This window comes from Pseudoalteromonas sp. C2R02, assembly GCF_018860845.1.
Classification (GTDB): Bacteria; Pseudomonadota; Gammaproteobacteria; order Enterobacterales; family Alteromonadaceae; genus Pseudoalteromonas.
Genome location: NZ_JAHKQC010000045.1, coordinates 14052 through 31553 on the forward strand (window position 1 = coordinate 14052; position 17502 = coordinate 31553).

Here is a 17502-nt window from a genome sequence, read left to right on the forward strand (position 1 = left end):
TGAGATTAATAGAGAATGAAGCTGGTTTAAAGTAGTTTTGCAGGAAACTTTATCTTACTAAAGAAGTTTGGTTCAAACGGGTTGTTTTCGCCTTCGACTAATAAGGATAAGGTGACTTGAGATTTATCCTCAATTATCTTTATTTGGGTATTATCATTGCCAGTTTGATAAAACTTATAAACTAAACGTAGCCATGCCCAATCACTTTTATACTCTTTTGTTACCTTTTTATTTTGTGTATCTGTAAAAATGGTTAACAGCGGGTTTTGAACCGTGAATTGGGGCCAAACGTAGCTTTCCCATAGTTTAGGGCCATGTTCATAATTAAATAAGGCTCTTTGAGAGAAGAGCTCAAAGTTTAATAATGTTGCTGACATTGAGCTTGTTTTTAACTGAAAAGCAATTGCCGCTTGATTAACATCTTCTTGATACAACGTTTGTTGAATGACTTTGAGATCATTAAATTTCTTGTTTATATCAGATGAAATATTTAGCTGACTATCGAGTGTAAAGCCATTTAAAGTTAAGCCGTCTTCATTTTGAGAAAACTTACTTAAAATAAAGCCATTAAACTCATCAAATACACCTTCAGGTTTAAAGAATTTATTAAAGAGTTTATAACTTACATTGCTTTGGCTGTTTAAGTTAAATGGAAATTTATTGGCAAACTGTAAGCTAAATGGATTGCTTATTTGTTTTTGCCAAATTTTATTAACGTGTTTAGCAACTGATGTATTCACTTCTTGATTAATCGTATTAATAATCCCCGAGATATGTAAATCAATTTTAGGAATAGACAATTGCATTTGTGCGAGTTGATATAAGCTTTGATCTTTTTTATTTGAGGTGAGTTGTTCAAATAAATATGCACCGACATCTTTATTGTCTTGAATATCTTTATACCAGCTAGCGACCTGTGTGATGTTATCGTGTAAATGGACTAACTCACTGAGACCTTTATCGTCTTTTTTTACAAACCTATGATATACCGAAAATTCAGTTCTAATATTATTAGCCATTACGATTTGGTCATTGACAGGGGCTAATAATGCTTTTGCTGCTTGCTCTTCTTTTTCGGATGCGGGCGTGTCTGCTTTTTTAGTAAATAACTGAGGGGCAGTATAATAGCTTATTGCTTCGTATAAGCGATTTTGTGGTGCATTGGTTTTAGAAGACATTAAAGATAGCGCATGAATTAAGTTTTCATTATTGATAGGTTTAAGCTTAATGCCAACAATGAAATCTACCCAATATTGTACATATTCTCTTTGGTAATATCTTTGCAGACTTTTAGCGATATTATCAATTTCAAAATCGTTTAATGAATGGCCTAACAATGATTTGTTATTGTTTATCACACTTTTCATTAGTTCTGAACTTGCAGTTAAATTCATACCGGCAAATCCTTGAGGTGTGAAAATAACTGGCACAAATTGATTTTGTGAATCATTTTTAAATTGATATAAGCTTGAGAAGTTATTCCCCAGCTCACTGCTGATATCGAGTATAGATGAAAACTCAGGTAGATCACTAATATATTCAAACAATACCTTTGTTGTGTTTATTTTATTGATACTGGCCTTAGCTTGGGTGATTAGAGCCTGATTTAAGTTAACTTTAGGTACACCTAATTTATGTAAATCGTCCATTAAAACAATTAAGTTTTTTAATGTACTTTCTTCGGAGTGACCTTCTTTAATAAAAGATTGTTTATAGTAGGTTTTTAAATGATCCCATGACTTTTTATCATGCAGTTGTAACTCTTCATTTAAGTTTAACAGTTTTGCAGTTTGAAGACTGTCGCCTAGCGTTTCGTAAACGAATAACTCATCTTCTAAGTAATGAACTAAAGATGGCAATAAAACGTCTTTAAGCTCATTGTGGTAAGCCTGTTTGACTGATTCTGACAACTGGGGATTTGGGATCAAATCTGAAATATAAAACGGTGTCGCTTTATTATATTCAAGATAGATATTACGTAACATTTGTAAGTTATTGACGTTAATTGCCAGTTCTTCAATATCGTATGGCGACCTTCTCACAACATTTTTATATTGTTTTAGTTGTTGTAGTGTTTTTGCATTTAAAGGTTGGTAATAATCAAAATTGACTTTTAGTAATGCGATTGCTGATATAACTATCGTTGCAATCGCTATGCTATAACTGATTTGAAAGCTCCAAAAAAGGCGCTTACTATTGATATTAATACCAGCAAGACCAGCTTCAGGGCGGATCAATTTATCAAATAAGTGATTAATAAAAATACTATGTGGTAATTTTACATTATCACTTTGCAGCATTTCATTAAAACCTAACTGATACGCCACTTGCTTAGTTAGAGGATCCGTTGCTTGTGATATTTGCTGTGTATTGGTAAAAAAGAAGCCTCTAAACTCGTAGCTCTTTGCATTACTTTTTACTGTAAATAATTGTTCTAAAAAGTAGCCTATATCAGGCTGAATTTGTTTTAACTGAACAGGGGCGGCGACAACTGAACGTCTAAACTGTTCACTTAATTGGCTATCTAGCGCAGTTAAAACAGTTTGTCCCATTCGGTTACAAATAGTGTCGTAGGCTTTTTCAAACCAACTCAGAGAAAACTTACCTAGATTCGCATTTTTGACATTTAACGCGCCAAAGTTACCATTGAGGTGCTCTTCATCTAAAGATGCAAAAAACTGACAAAAATCTGATAAACCGGCCATTTGATTAAATAGCACATAAATAGGTAGTTTTTGACCACATAAGCTTTGTGTTTCATCTATTACTAAGCGTAAATCACTGGTGATCTGTTGCGCATTATTTTTATTATTACTAATTAAATTATCAACTGATTGGCTGATCATAATACCATTTAAGCTTTGACGAGATCTAAATTTCTTTACTTGTTTTAAAAGTAGTTTTAGGCAGTTTAGCGATCGTCTGTCTTGGTCGGATATTTCAACCGTTAATACAACGGCATCATTTTTCAGCCAAATTTTTACTGGTAGTTGGTCATTAATCGTTGAGTTTGTATTATTTCTAAAACCCATTTGTGTTAAAACGGCATCATCGCTTTTAAGATTATTAGTGACAAATAAATACCAAGGTAAACGGTACTTTCTTTTTATCATGCCTCTGTCTTTAAGCCCGGTCATAAAGAGCGAAAACATAGTTTTAACGAGTTTACCATCTTGTTTTTCTAGGTTTTTTTGTTGCTTTATGGTGGCATTATCTCGGTTTAAAAACCATAAAACACAGCTTGAGATTAAAATTAAAACGGCAGCTGAAGCAAATATCCAACCAAGGTTAGGGACAAGCCACCATGCCAAAGAAAACCCAGTAAATAAGGAAAGTAAAATACCACCGATCAGGTGTTTTTTTGTGAGCGTAAAAGTCATCATTGTTGGTTACCATTATCTTGAATTTCAACTCTAACTGTTGATATTTGGTAATTATCCTTAAAATATATTTGCTGTACTTTAGCGTCGCTTATTGTTTGGGCTGTACTGTAAACAATAAAATATGACCCGATAGGCATGATAGAAAGTACGTAATTGCTGTTTGATAATTTATTTAGATATTTATTTGCATTGGCCTGTGATGAAAAAGATGCGAGTTGCACTCTAAAATTGCCAGGCTTAATTGTTTCTACTTGGGTTAAATCTAGATCGTTATGTTTATGCCCTGACACAGTATTAGAAATTGGTTCAGCTGCAGAATGTGTTTGTGTTAAATTTTTAACCGCATGTATGTCTTCATCGGTACTGATGTAGATAATATCTTTAGTTTGCGTATTTAAAATATAATTAGCTGTGACTTTTTGTAATTCATTAAACTCTTTTGAGCGCAGCTCATAAGTTTCTTTAAACCAGTAATCAAAAAAGGCAAAGACTAAGGTGAGCGTTAATAAAATGACGACCGTAAATGAAAAATATCGCGCACCATTTTTTAAAAAGAGTGATTTAGCAATTGGTGCATCTTTTAATAAGATGCCAGCAGTTTTGTCAGGGTTATCGATAGACTGATGTATTTGTTTGGTAATAACGCCTAATTGCTCTGATTGCCTAGAGCGATATCTGCCTTTAAAACCCATTTGTAAAAATACATAACTCAGTTCAAGCAGACCTTGCATTTTAGCTGCTTGTTTTAATGCTTTATCAGTTATGGTGAAAAATAAATCACCGCCATTTTTTAAACCAAATAGCTCACTTAAAAGCGTATTATTCTCCCACCCAGCGTCACCACCCCAAGCGCCGTGAATGATAAACTCATCTAATACAATACAATGTAAACAACATAGTTTATCTATTACTGCCGACGGGTAATCAAGATTTTTTCCTTGCTCACTTAAATCAACAATGTGTTGTTTTAATAAGTTTTTAAATAACTCTAAATTCTCAGGCCTAGGTAAGCGAGATAAAGTCAAAATGATAGATAAAAGCGGCACACTTAAGTTATAGAGTGCATTATCATTATAATTAAATAATAACTGCTCTTTTTGAACTTTATCGCTAAAATCTATGGGCATTGTTGGGGTATTGATATTAGGCATATATTTCTACTTTACCCTAATGACAATGCAAATAAGGTCACTTTTAGATCTGGTATGCGATTATCAATATGCATATTCAGCGTTTCTCCTTTTTTGAGCATATCTTGCCACAAATTATTTTGAGTATTGACTTCAAAATAAGTCGCCGTTGATTTTGGTTTTAGCTCATTCGGGGCAACCATTAAATGCATTAGCTCAATACCTGACATCGCATTTCGCACTAACTCAACAATATTGCTATTGCCAGCTAAAGTAGCTGCTTGTGGCATGATTTGCGCAATTTCATCATTTGAAAGTGAAGACTCAATACTCATTACAAAACGGCGTTTACTCATATTATCTGGATCATTGATGATAGTGCGCAATAGTCGACGTTTTTCGAATAACTGATCATTCCATTTAAATTCAATGACTGAATCTTGTAGTACCATGCTTAATTGACTACGTAATTTCATAAATATCGGACTAAATACGCTATATAAGTCATCATAATTAAGTTTTGGGAATGCATGTGGTAGCTCAGGTGTTAATCCTGATAGTTCAGCTGATAATGTGGTTAAATCGCGGTAAATCTGGTGTGTTGAGTATTGCATATCTTGCTCAACCCAATCGCTCCATGGTAGCCATCTATTTAATGTTTGCAGCCATAAGAAGTCTTTATATAGGGTTTGCTCACTTTTACTTTCTTGGCCGACTGCTATGCGTTTATGCACCTCTTTGGCCCTGATCTGTAATAGACTTTGTAGCATTTTAACTTTATCGAACAAGTAAATTGATGCTTGAAAGTGAATACATGCAGGAATAAAACTACTATCAAATACCACTTCACCGGTTTCACGTGTTTCTAAGATACGTGCGATAGGAAATGATACGTAGCCTGCCATATCAGTTTTACCAATAGATAAACATACGTTATCTTTGGCGACCTCTAATTCAACAGAGTCACTTTGTGCTGAAGTATTATTATAACTGGTGATTGTTTGGCATAAATATCTCGTAGCTTCAGTGTTTTTTTCACCGTATGCAGGTGCGCCTTTTAATGCTAATGGTATTGATATATATACCGTCTTTTTTACAGCATCTTCAGGTACATCAATGATAATTTCTTCATCAAGTAAAAAGTAATGGCCATCAGGAAATAAGCCATTACAAAAAGTAACGGCTATTTTGCCTATTTTTAGCAAATCAGTATTTACAGTGATATCACTTAAACCATAGTGACCAGAATAACCTTGCGTGCCTGCATAATTTTGCATATAAGATTTAAAATGCAACGCTTGCTGTTGAAAGTGTTGTGGGGAGATAAAACTCCCTTCTTTCCATACAACTTGTTTAACTAGATCCAAGTTAAATCTCCTAAATTTTTTACCACGACCAAAAGCTTTCTTGTGGGATTGATTGCATATTAACGGTTAATGAATCGATAGATATGGTGATGTTTTTGACATCATCTAAATTCGATACATCTAACCAAGCTCTGGTTTTTGCTTGTGAATAATTTGAAAACTGTACAAAAACAGCTAAATATTTTGTGCCTGAAAGTAACTCAATATTTAAGTTTCTTTTTTCTTTAGGTACTAAGCTTGAGAGTGTTTTCTTCTTTATTAAGCTATCAGCTAATATTTTTGTATCTTGTTGATATAAGTCAAGCACTTGTGCAGACTTAAAGGTATCAATTGAATTTAATTGATACAACTTAATTACAACAGGGTTAGCAGCACTCAATTTTGAGGGGTTTGCACTTTCGCCTGCAGTTAAAATCGTTGAAATAAAGGTTGGTTTCGGCTCATCTGAACCTGAAAAAACACTACAACCACTAATAAGTAATACACTGCAATACATTACCGTACAATAGAATAACGTGGTCAAAAAGGACTTAATCATATCAATCCTTACTCTGCATGTTTTCAAGTAGTAACGCCTTAAATAGTCTGTGGTACTCACCTTTGTCTAAGCGTCGATTAAATGATTTTCGGTATAAACGCCAATATTGTTTTTCTTTAGAAGCAAACATGGGTGTACCAAAGTCACTATAAACATCTTCAAGATGTGCTGGTGAAAACTCATCTATAAAGGTTGTGAGTGTTTTATCTAACGCTTTAAATAATTTAGATTGCTGTTCACTGGCACTGACTATTTGCGTATCTAGCAGGCGAACTAAATGATCAAGCTGCTTATTGCTCACAGAATTATTGCTAACCCCATTATTATTTACTGGGTTACTTTCATCATTGGTCACCGTTTGTTTCTGAAGCGGCTTATTTTCAAATACTAGGGTGTCTTCTTCTTCAAATTCAGGCATTATTTTTGAAAATTGTCCTGATTGATCTTCACTGTTTATTTTAGCCGCAGGAATTTCAGATTCAGTTTTTATACTGATCTCTTCATCTTTAAATGGGTCTTCATCAAAAGGATCATCAACAAATACGCCATTATTGATAAAATGAGGTTGCTGTTCTTGGTCTTGGCTCATTTGTTCTCCTTGATTAATATGATGCTGACTGGTTTTCATTTTTATATTTTCATCAAAGTCATCATTATTTAACCCTTCTAATGAAAAATGAACATCTTTTATCTTTGAATTTATACTTGTTTCACTTTCTTCTTCAGCTTCAATGCTTTTAACTAGGCTTACTAACATAGTGTAATCAGCAACTTCTATCATAGATCCATCTTCAATAGGAGCAAGCCTGCCGGTTGCTAATGAAGCGCCGTTAATTGTTATATTATTACCATTTAACGCTTCTATCATCATGGTGTTGTTATCAGCAACAAAACGGCCATGTGTCGTAGCGACTTGACCGCTTCTGTCTGGTAACTCAATCATACAGTCAAATGAAGATCCAAAAGTTCCGCCTTGTTTTGGTAAAGAAAACACTCGGTTTGTTACATGTTCATTTTGTGGTATTTCGGTTAATTGTATCGTTATTGCCATGTTGTATTATCAATATTACCTTATTGCGAACAATCTGAAATCGACTGATTGAATTCATTTAAAAAATCAGGATATTTGTTTATGAAGTCTTTTTTGAAATAAACACCTAAAGGTTTAGTGGCCACTTCTTTACTTCTAAATCCGCTTGCTAACATGCCTTTCTTTTTGAGCTCAACTTGCATAGCCAGTTCATCTACTAAAACAGCATCCACTTCGTTATGCATCAGCATGTCTAAAAGAGATTTTACATTTCTTGGTTTTTTTATCACATCATATTCAGAGTTATGTAAATGAAACCATTTGTTAGTGCCAAATTTAGCACTGACTTTCCATTGTTTTTTATTACTTTCATTCAATGTGGTATCAGATAGCGAATTAGAGAAATACCAATACCAATGATGGTTGATAAGTGGTTTTGAAAAAACCGCATATTTATCTCTTAAAGTCGTTTGCTCTGCAACAAAAAAACCGTGTTGCTCACTACTTTGTACTTTAAGTTGGGCATTTTCCCAGCTAGTCATTGTAAGCTGATAGGGCTGCTCTAGTTGTCTCAATACACATTTAAGGCGAGTAACAGCTAGGCCTGCTATGGTATCAGATGAATAGGTCTGATACGGCGGCCATTCCTGAGTAGTTAATAATAATCTTTTGGGACCTAAACTTGCCAATGACAGGTTAGATACCAGTACTAATATTAACACTACAAATTTAATGATATATTGAGACAAAACGACTCCTAAGATTCAATGATGACTTCAAAGTCATCTGTATCTGAACATGTTACAGTCACTTTATTAATCTCTTTACCTTCACTTAATAAAGTAATGCATTGCTCTGCCAATCTTGGCATAAGTGAACGATTAATTATTTGTTCTATGCCACGTGCACCTGTTGTTGGGTCTGTGTTTTTATTTACTACATATTGCACAAAGCTATCATCGTAATTGAAGCTGGCTTTATATTGTTCAATCAGCTTCTTACGAATTCGGTTCATTGCAATATCACAAATTTTACCAAGCTCTTCATTGTTTAATGGGTAATAAGGAACAACTGTCGCACGACCTAAAAATGCAGGTTTAAAATATTGTTGCAATGCAGGGCGTATTTCTTCAACAAGCGCTTCATTTGGTAAGCGTTCTTCATTCGCATCACAGACATCACAGATAGCTTGATCGGCTGCATTAGAAGTCATTATGATGATAGTATTTCTAAAGTCTATTTGGCGACCTTCACTGTCGGCGATAGACCCTTTATCAAATATTTGATAGAACAAGTCATGTACGCCAGGATGTGCTTTTTCCATTTCATCTAATAGAATCACAGAATATGGATTACGGCGAACGGCTTCAGTTAATACACCGCCTTTACCAAAACCTACATAACCTGCAGGTGCACCTAATAACATTGATATTTTATGTTCTTCTTTGAACTCAGTCATATTGATAACAGTCATATCATTACTGCCACCATATAATAAATCAGTTAAAGCAACGGCTGTTTCTGTTTTACCAACACCACTTGGTCCACACATTAAAAATACACCAATAGGCTTTCTGCTATCAGTTAAGCCCGCACGAGAGATACGAATGCTCTTCGCTAATTCGCTGATTGCGGTACTTTGGCCAATGACGCGTTTATGTAGGTTCTTTTCAATTGATAATAGTTTTGCTACTTCATCGCTCAGCATATTACCAATTGGAATACCCGTCCAAGATGCAATCACTTGCGCAATGGTAATATCATCTACCATCGCATTCACTAATGGCTCACCTGATTGTAATGCTTCAAGCTCAGCTAGTTTGTCATTTAATGATTTATGACTTTCATCATCTGACACGTCATTGGCTAAGTTATCAGTTACTGTTGACTGTAACTCAATCACACTTTGAACAAGTGTTAATTCAGTTTGCCAGCGGATATTTAAATCAGCTAATTGCGTTTCTGTATCTGCAATTTTTTGCTCTAATTCTGATATTTCAAAAGAGACATTATCAAAGATTGATGACTCTCTTTGCATTACTTCAAGTTCATTTTGAGAATATAATAAAGTTTGCTCTAAACTTTCGATAGACTCAGGTTTTGCGCCTTGTGTTAATGCAATACGTGCACAGCTGGTATCTAATAGGCTAATCGCTTTATCCGGTAACATACGAGCAGGTAAGTATCTGATAGATAAATTAACCGCAGCTTCTACTGCTGATTCGCGAATATATACTTTATGGTGCTTTTGCAGAGATTCGGCTACACCTCTGAGCATTTGCAATGCATCTGTGGCGTTAGGTTCTTCAACTTTTACGACCTGAAAACGACGGGTTAAAGCGGGGTCTTTTTCGAAATATTTTTTGTACTCATCCCACGTAGTTGCGGCTAAAGTTCTAAACTCACCGCGTGCAAGCGCAGGTTTTAATAAGTTAGCAGCATCATTTTGACCTTCTGCACCGCCGGCACCAATTAAGGTATGGGCTTCATCAATAAATACCACGATTGGCTTTTCAGATGTTTTAACTTCATTGATCACATCTTTTAGTCTGTTTTCAAACTCACCTTTAACACTCGCGCCAGCTTGAAGCAGACCTAAATCTAAGCTGTGAATTTCTACATCTTTGATAGCAGCAGGTACTTCACCTTGTGCAATTTTTATTGCTAAGCCTTCAACAACTGCCGTTTTACCAACACCAGGCTCACCTACAAAAATAGGATTGTTTTGTCTTTTACGGCAGAGGATATCAATTGCTGTTCTAACTTCTTGGTTTCGACCAAGTACGTTATCTAATTGTCCATCTCTGGCTGCTTGGGTTAAATTAGTAGTATATTTTTCTAGAGCGTCACCAGAGCTTGCACCAGCAGTACTGGCACCAACTGATTTAGTGCCAACATGGGTGACTTTTAATTTTGATATTTGATTACGTAATGCTGATTCAGAGAAGTTTTCAAAGCATTTTAAAGATAAGGCTTTAGTGCCTAAATTACTCACTTGCTGTGTCGTAAGTATAATATGCAAAGTTGTTAACTGATCATGAGAAAAATCTACCGTTGCACATAACCAAGCTGATTTAATTAACTCGGTTAAATTACCGCTTAAACTTGGTTGACCTTCAAAGCCTTTGCTTAATTTTGTGAGTTTACTTGAAAGTTCATTAATTACTTTTTCAGGTTCAATTTTTTGGCTAGTAAAAAACTCTGTCACTTGTGGGTCTGGCTTATAAATAAGCTGCATTAACCAATGCTCAAGCTCAATGGCTGGGCAGTGAGTATTCATCGCATCGCCAGCTGCTAATTCTAAAGCGCGTTTTGCTGTCGGGTCTAATTTAGCAATTAGATTAGGTAAATTTACTTGTGGCATAGTATCAATCCTTTACTAAGTGGATCAGGTAAACGACAGGTTTATCCTGTTGTGTGCTTTTTATATGAAAACCTCGACCTAAACAAAGCGTTTCGTTTTGTTTTGCCGAGAGCTTAGTTCTCTCAAACCATATATCGGGTGCTTTTAAAAAGATGCCTATTTCAGTTTTATCGCGTAAATAATAACGTGTCATATCGGCGAGTTCTTTATACCAAGCATCATCATTGGTTAGTTTTTTTAGCTCAGCTTCGTCTTTAGCTTCTACTGTAATGTTAATTTTTTGTTTCGACAACCAACATCTTTGTCCTAATAGGAAACCTTGACCTAATTGGTTGTTTTGTCCGCAACTAGACTCATTTTGCGCGTTTCTTTCAGGGCCTAATCGTGTCAAACTTTCTTGAGTCAGTTGGTGCTTGCTTAAATAAGTGCAATAAGTTGTGACCTTTACACCAAAATAATCGGAGAGAATTTGTTGTAAATTTTTTTGTGAACGATTTGGTACGCCTAACATTAAGCTGTATCCTAGCCACTTTTTTGTTTGTGGGCTATCGGGTAGGGATGTCAGCTGTGCGATGCAATTTGTCAGCTGTGACACTGAACTATGTGATTGTCGATCACTTTTAAAGTAGCGATCGACTTCATCGGTTAGTAATAAGTGAGTTTTTTCTTGTGTTCTAGCAAATAATTTAAAATATCTATCATTAAAAATATTTAGAAAATCAAATAACGCATAGTCTTCACCATGAAAAGCTTTTAAAAGCTCTTCATATATATAAACTGGTACAACCGTGTAACCAGACGTTAAAGATGTTTTACTGCTGGATATAATGGCTTTTTTACCAATAAATTTAAATTCACTTATTTCTGAGTTTAAATTATCGGGCATAGGATCTGCTTCGATAATTAACTCAAATGGGTTGGGAGATTGTGCAAGGTGACGATTGATAATTCGGATCAGCTGCACTAATTCAAATTTATCGGGCTGTGCCTGAGCTTGCTGAATTAAAGACATTGCTGCGCACCATGCACTTTATCAAAGCTGATGTATTCTTTACCTTTATCAGTTGAGAGTGTGACTTCTAATTGTACAAAGCGATCAAAACTACAAAAACCAGCAAAAAACTCATTTAATAAGTGAATGAATAACCAAATATTCATAGAATTCTTTTTATCAAAGACCGACATTTCAATACTGATTAAAGTACCTGAAGTGAATATGTTTACGCCATCAATATACATGCGTGCAACTTTTTGCTGGTAATTTACATTCTGTATTGCAGATGTTAGAACTTGCTGCTGTGAAGAGCGACTAAAGACCGACAACAAATTTCGTAGTTTCTCTGTTGGCTCATCTACATTGGTGAGTGCACTGAAATTAGTACTTAATAATTCGATTAATTTCCAATGAAGCTGCTGAGACTCATTAGGATAATAAGGTACAGTTGGCACGTTATGGCTTATTAAATCCCCTGGCAATTCAATTGAACCTGCAAACTTTAAAGGGTTGCCAGTGTTGATACTACATGGTGTACGTCCATTACAGCATATCAACTGCGTAGTCAGTAAATGATCTTTTGCATTATTAACTTCATGTTTTGAATTGGGATCAAAGCTGATAGCAAGATGGTGTTGATACTTTTTTTCTCGATTAATATGGGTTTCACTAAACCATAATAATCCATTATTTTTATCAAAATAACGTTTTGCAAATAATGGCTGTAATAGAAACTCACCATCAGGTTTAACTTCTTTTACACTTTCGACGCTGATTATTTCGATTTCAGATGTTTGATTTGAAGCATCAGCATTGAGTGGTACAGATAGCTGCTGATGATTGTAATATATCGGTTCTGCACGATTAGTAAACTGATTGATAACAAGGGTGGTATTTAATTGAAATACACTGGTATCAAATAAACCGATTAGTTCAGAAGGAATATCTTTAACAAAAAAGCTGATCACCAGTTTGTTGGTATTGAGCTTTTTAATCGCATCTTGCAGGCCGTCTAATTGAAAGTATTTCCTTTTTTCAGAGTAATTAAAATATTCTAACATCATTTGATACGCTGAAAATTGACTGCCTTTTTTATCTAAAACATTGAAGTCGCTTTGAATACATCTCGGTTTAAACAGCTTTTTATCTAATATGCTTAAGTTTTCAAAGTTATCATCAGATAATGTAATAAATTCAAGTTGCGATAGTAATAAAGCAATTAATCCGGCTGAACCTTGGCCAAAACCATGTAAATATAAATCCAATACATTGCCAATACTGTTTGAAATTAACGCTTCAGGATCGTTGGTATTAATGTGTAATTGAATGACTGAATTAGCATCATGTTTAATTGGTAAATCAAATGGGAAAGGCGCATATCTTGCTGATACAGTATTTAATGTAACTGGTGAAAAAACGGTATCATTACAAAACTTAAATTGGCAAAGCTGGTTTTTTTCATTTTTTGTTTTTAACGCTTCGCCTCTATTGATGTGTATTTCTTCTACAAAAGTCTCTGTATCAGGCTTGAGTTTTACACTCATAACTGAAGGTAAAAGCTGGTTAAATGAAGGATACAATACGGAGCATAGCGCATTTGATATATGCGGTAATTGTTGATCTAACTTCATTTCATTTTTAGCGCTCAGCAAAGCAACAGATTCAAGTAAACGCGTTATATTAGGATCTTCATAGCGTTTTTCATTAAGATGCATGGTATTTGCGACACCAGCATGTTTTGACTTGAATTCACTAGCAGAGCGTCGAATTAAAGAGAGTTCTCTTTCGAAATAACGATTTAATAAATCAGACAATTTCATTCTCCATTGTTAAGCTAAAATCACTGATATTAAGTTTGCTATTTAATTGAAATTCATGACCATCAACTAAATCACCTGAAATGATAAAATTGATAGCGTTTGATTTATCTTCATTAACTAAGATGCTGATATCTACATTTTCTATGCGATACTCGAAGTCATTGATTAGGCTCTTAATTCTTGATGTGAAAATATTCTTGCCTAATTGGTAATTTAAGCTCTGAATGTCTTCAACACCATAAGCATATATAGAACGTTTACATTCAGTTAAGCCTGAATCTAAGACGATTAATGGCGCTTCGCTTTCGAGAAGTTGTTTTAAGTTATATTTTACTGAAGTTAATAAATGAGATTCATCACTTGTTGTCAGTTCACTTAAAAATGAGCGGATAAAGACCATTATTTCCCCTCAGTTAAATCGGTTGTCAGCAGAATTTGTCCAGCAAACATATCAAATTGATATTGTGGTTGCAGAGACACTTCGCAAAAGTATTCACCTGTGCTGTTAGGTGTTTCTTTTACCGATATTCTTGCACTTCTTAGTGGATATTTGGCTAATGTTTCATCATTAGCTGAAGAGACATTTGAAACATATTTACTCAGCCATTTTGATAGGTGCTGTTCACATTCGTTTGCTGAAACAAAACTACCTAATAACTCTCTTATTTGTACTTTTAAATAATGGGCAACGCGACAACAAATGAGCGTTGTTTGGATAAGGGATAATACTTTATCATCTTGATGATTTTGACCTGCCCATACAGAGTGATTATCCATAAAGTAATATTTAGTGGTTAATGGACTATGGGCAAGTGGTATAAAACCCTGTTTAGCATAGAACTTACCTATACTGCCAAATATTCTGACTTTAGGGCTAGGTTGATGCCATGCATGGTCTTTTGACGTTTCAGGTAAGTTGAGTACAGCGCCTTGTAACCTATCATTCCAACGTGATTTCATGAAACCAAACCAGCTTATGCGATTGAACTCTCTTATTATTGTTGATGCAAAAGCAAAGTGGGCATTTCCATATAAACCTTGGTGTTTTTTACATGATTTTTCGTTTAATACAAAACCGCAAGAGTGGTTTTTATATTGTTCTCTGAGCTTTAATTTAGGTAAGGTCAAACCAATAAAACGACTGGAAGCGACATCTCTTAATTTTTGCCAACTTGAATAATCAGGACCTTCGATTATTTTTTTTACACGTTTGATATCGCTGATCCAGCTGCCATCAGATTCGCCAAAAAAAGAGTCATCTGGTGACATGATAAACGGACATAAGCAATGTTGACCTAATGCACCTAATAGCTCTAAGGTATATATATCATCGTATTCACTAAAATCATTGAGCTCAGCTGATACATTATGATCAACTAATACTAGGCCAAATGGCTCACCACCTAAGGTATTGAGTTCATTATTGCCGATTTTATTATAAAGTTGGGAGCGTTTTAATTCGCTTGCTAAATTGACATCGTTTGATACGGTTTGCCAGTCGTAATCCAAACATTTAATTTTGATTCTTTGTTTATTGAAAGGTACTGACACTAAATTATTAAGACCGCGCCATCTTGCCTCTAACTCTTCAAAGCGTGGTTGCTGTAAAATAAGTGACATTTGATCACTTAAAGATTTATCTATACTGGCGATAAGCTGCACAATTAATGCTTTAAATTGATCGGCTGATTTTAATTGGGCAGAATACTCTTGAGCAATGATCTTAATTGCTTTTTCTAAAAAAGAGTCATCATCACTTTTGATTGCCAAAAGTGCCTGTAACGCGTCAGTATTATTCATTCATCTCATTATTATTGTTATATATCAGTCACCACGATATTAATGGTGACTGATATCAATAAAGGCATTAAAAATTAATGCCTTGGCAGGGTATTAACCTGGTATTTTTGCAACCATACGAACAGAAGTCGTTAGTGACTCCATTTGTAACCATGGTTTTAAGTGTGCAATTGCTGAGTATGAACCAGGTTTACCTGGTTGCTCAACAACTTGAATTGACGATTCTGCTAATGGTGTTTTAGCACGCTGTTCGTTACCAATTGCACCTGGATTAGTAAATTGACTGATCCAAGTATTTAGGTCGCGTTCAACATCTGTCGCTTCAAGGTTAGAACCTAATTTATCGCGGCCCATTATTTTTAAGTAATGTGCGATACGGCTGCTTGCCATAATGAAAGGTAAACGCGCAGAAATTGCTGCATTAGCCGTTGCATCTGGATCAACATAGGTTTTAGGTTTTTGTGTCGTTTGACCACCAATGAATACTGCGTAATCAGAATTCTTATAGTGAACTAATGGTAAGAAACCAAGATCACTTAATTCTTTTTCACGTTCATCAGTTAAGTTAACTTCAGTTGGACATTGTTGCTGGATATCACCCGCATCTGATTTATAAGTCAGATTTGGTAATGCTTCAACTTTACCGCCATTTTCTAAACCACGGATAGAAGTACACCAACCACTTGCAGTGTATGCTTGTGTCATTTTAAGACCCATATCATACGCAGCATTTGACCAAACGATTTGATCGTTACCAGTTGGTCTTGGATTACCTTCAGCATCTAATGCTAATTCTTCATAATCGAAAGACTTAGTTGCAGCGCCTTTTTTACCATATGGTAGGCGTGCGATTGTTTGTGGAAGCGTTAAAGTAACATAACGTGCATCATCGCTTTCACGGAATGAATTCCATGATGCGTATGCAGGTGAGTCAAATGCAGGTGCAACTGGCTTACCTTCGTTAAATACTTCATAGCTGTCTAATTCAAACATATTGGCTGACGCTGCAGCTACAAATGGTGCATGACATGCTGCTGCAGTCTCGCCCATGTAGCGTAACAATGACACGCTTTCATCGCTTGCGTCAAATTGGTAATCGCCTAATAGTAAACCGTAAGGTTCGCCACCGGCAGTACCGTATTCCGATTGATATAAAGTATTGAATAATGGGCTACGATCAATTGCAGGCGCATCTTCAAATTGCTCTAAAATATCGTCACGGTTAAAATCAGCTATTTTGATCTTTAAGTCGGCACCTACTTCACTTTCACGAACTAGCTTATTAAGACCGCGCCATGAGCCTTCAAGTTTTTTAAACTTATCTTGCTGCATTACTGCTGATAATTGCTTAGATAACTTTTTATCAATTGAAGAAATTGCATTTTCAATTGTTTTAGTCAGGTTTTTATCCCAGCTTACAGTACCTGAAGTTGCTTGCTCCATTAAAACCGAAACAAGCTCTTTAGTTGCATCAGGCGCTGTTTGTGTTGTAGCAGCAATTGCACGATCAAGAAAACTTACTTCTTGTGCTTCGCCCTGTGCTGCAGCGCCTTGTTCTTGTTCAGTACTCATTAAGACTCTCCCTCAGAACCTAAACCAAGCTCGTCAGAAAGTGCTTTAATTGTATCTGCACTTGATAGTACTTCTTTTAATAACTTTTCAAGATCGCGTGATCTATCTGCTTTACTTAAGAGTACTTTTAGCTGGTTACGTGTTTCAACTAATTGCTTTAAAGCATCAACTTTTTCAACAATGGCTTCAGGTGTGAAGTCTTTCATTGAATCAAAAGTTAAGTTTGCTTCGATTTGACTGTTGTCATCTACCAGAACATTATCAACTTTCATTTTAAGTTCTGGACCAACACGTTTCATTACTGTATCGAAGTTATCTTTATCTATTTGAAAGAATTCACGATCAGCAACATCTGGTTTATTATCATTATCAGCTGAAAAATCACCTAATACACCAACAACAAAAGGAAGTTCTTTTGTTTCTAATGCACCATTTGTTTCAACATCATATGTGATGCTAACGCGGTTTTTACTTACGCGTTTATGTTGAGAATTTAATGCCATT

13 protein-coding genes are annotated in these 17502 nt (G+C 35.2%); all 13 read right to left on the reverse strand.

Annotated features, from left to right (window positions below):
- Positions 1 to 26: 26 nt before the first annotated feature.
- The 13 genes from KO527_RS22100 to tssB all read right to left on the reverse strand — a co-directional run bounded on the left by KO527_RS22100 (position 27) and on the right by tssB (position 17501).
- Positions 27 to 3383 (reverse strand): type VI secretion protein IcmF/TssM N-terminal domain-containing protein, encoded by a 3357-nt coding sequence (locus KO527_RS22100; RefSeq protein WP_216042412.1) that lies wholly within the window; start codon positions 3381 to 3383, stop codon positions 27 to 29.
- The gene (gene icmH / locus KO527_RS22105) at positions 3380 to 4534 is read right to left on the reverse strand and encodes a type IVB secretion system protein IcmH/DotU (RefSeq protein ID WP_216042413.1); all 1155 of its coding nucleotides are present in this window, start codon (positions 4532 to 4534) and stop codon (positions 3380 to 3382) included. The genes KO527_RS22100 and icmH overlap by 4 nt, the downstream gene beginning before the upstream one ends.
- A gap of 11 nt (positions 4535 to 4545) precedes the next feature.
- Positions 4546 to 5880 (reverse strand): type VI secretion system baseplate subunit TssK, encoded by a 1335-nt coding sequence (gene tssK / locus KO527_RS22110; protein WP_216042414.1) that lies wholly within the window; start codon positions 5878 to 5880, stop codon positions 4546 to 4548.
- A gap of 19 nt (positions 5881 to 5899) precedes the next feature.
- On the reverse strand, positions 5900 to 6418 hold the full coding sequence (gene tssJ / locus KO527_RS22115) for a type VI secretion system lipoprotein TssJ (protein ID WP_216042415.1): 519 nt from the start codon (positions 6416 to 6418) through the stop codon (positions 5900 to 5902).
- Position 6419: 1 nt separating this feature from the next.
- Complete coding sequence (locus KO527_RS22120) at positions 6420 to 7469, reverse strand: hypothetical protein (RefSeq protein WP_216042416.1); 1050 nt, start codon at positions 7467 to 7469, stop codon at positions 6420 to 6422.
- A gap of 20 nt (positions 7470 to 7489) precedes the next feature.
- Positions 7490 to 8197, reverse strand: coding sequence for a transporter substrate-binding domain-containing protein (locus KO527_RS22125; RefSeq protein ID WP_216042417.1), 708 nt, complete (start codon positions 8195 to 8197; stop codon positions 7490 to 7492).
- An 8-nt stretch (positions 8198 to 8205) separates the two neighbouring features.
- Positions 8206 to 10812 (reverse strand): type VI secretion system ATPase TssH, encoded by a 2607-nt coding sequence (gene tssH / locus KO527_RS22130; RefSeq protein ID WP_216042418.1) that lies wholly within the window; start codon positions 10810 to 10812, stop codon positions 8206 to 8208.
- 4 nt (positions 10813 to 10816) lie between these two features.
- Complete coding sequence (locus KO527_RS22135; RefSeq protein ID WP_216042419.1) at positions 10817 to 11824, reverse strand: type VI secretion system baseplate subunit TssG; 1008 nt, start codon at positions 11822 to 11824, stop codon at positions 10817 to 10819.
- On the reverse strand, positions 11815 to 13620 hold the full coding sequence (gene tssF / locus KO527_RS22140; RefSeq protein ID WP_216042420.1) for a type VI secretion system baseplate subunit TssF: 1806 nt from the start codon (positions 13618 to 13620) through the stop codon (positions 11815 to 11817). The genes KO527_RS22135 and tssF overlap by 10 nt, the downstream gene beginning before the upstream one ends.
- Positions 13613 to 14026 (reverse strand): GPW/gp25 family protein, encoded by a 414-nt coding sequence (locus tag KO527_RS22145; RefSeq protein WP_216042421.1) that lies wholly within the window; start codon positions 14024 to 14026, stop codon positions 13613 to 13615. Before KO527_RS22145 ends, tssF begins: the two co-directional genes overlap by 8 nt.
- Positions 14026 to 15426, reverse strand: a complete 1401-nt coding sequence (locus tag KO527_RS22150; protein ID WP_216042422.1) for a type VI secretion system contractile sheath large subunit — start codon at positions 15424 to 15426, stop codon at positions 14026 to 14028. The genes KO527_RS22145 and KO527_RS22150 overlap by 1 nt, the downstream gene beginning before the upstream one ends.
- 93 nt (positions 15427 to 15519) lie before the next feature.
- Positions 15520 to 16998, reverse strand: coding sequence for a type VI secretion system contractile sheath large subunit (gene tssC, locus KO527_RS22155; protein ID WP_216042423.1), 1479 nt, complete (start codon positions 16996 to 16998; stop codon positions 15520 to 15522).
- Positions 16998 to 17501 (reverse strand): type VI secretion system contractile sheath small subunit, encoded by a 504-nt coding sequence (gene tssB / locus KO527_RS22160; RefSeq protein WP_042152040.1) that lies wholly within the window; start codon positions 17499 to 17501, stop codon positions 16998 to 17000. Before tssB ends, tssC begins: the two co-directional genes overlap by 1 nt.
- Position 17502: the final 1 nt, after the last annotated feature.

Excerpts from the sequence above, each read along its gene's own strand:
- KO527_RS22100 (WP_216042412.1), bottom strand. The coding sequence starts at position 3,383 with ATGATGACTTTTACGCTCACAAAAAAACACCTGATCGGTGGTATTTTA.
- icmH (WP_216042413.1), bottom strand. The coding sequence starts at position 4,534 with ATGCCTAATATCAATACCCCAACAATGCCCATAGATTTTAGCGATAAA.
- tssJ (WP_216042415.1), bottom strand. The coding sequence starts at position 6,418 with ATGATTAAGTCCTTTTTGACCACGTTATTCTATTGTACGGTAATGTAT.
- KO527_RS22120 (WP_216042416.1), bottom strand. The coding sequence starts at position 7,469 with ATGGCAATAACGATACAATTAACCGAAATACCACAAAATGAACATGTA.
- tssH (WP_216042418.1), bottom strand. The coding sequence starts at position 10,812 with ATGCCACAAGTAAATTTACCTAATCTAATTGCTAAATTAGACCCGACA.
- KO527_RS22135 (WP_216042419.1), bottom strand. The coding sequence starts at position 11,824 with ATGTCTTTAATTCAGCAAGCTCAGGCACAGCCCGATAAATTTGAATTA.
- KO527_RS22145 (WP_216042421.1), bottom strand. The coding sequence starts at position 14,026 with ATGGTCTTTATCCGCTCATTTTTAAGTGAACTGACAACAAGTGATGAA.
- KO527_RS22150 (WP_216042422.1), bottom strand. The coding sequence starts at position 15,426 with ATGAATAATACTGACGCGTTACAGGCACTTTTGGCAATCAAAAGTGAT.
- tssC (WP_216042423.1), bottom strand. The coding sequence starts at position 16,998 with ATGAGTACTGAACAAGAACAAGGCGCTGCAGCACAGGGCGAAGCACAA.
- tssB (WP_042152040.1), bottom strand. The coding sequence starts at position 17,501 with ATGGCATTAAATTCTCAACATAAACGCGTAAGTAAAAACCGCGTTAGC.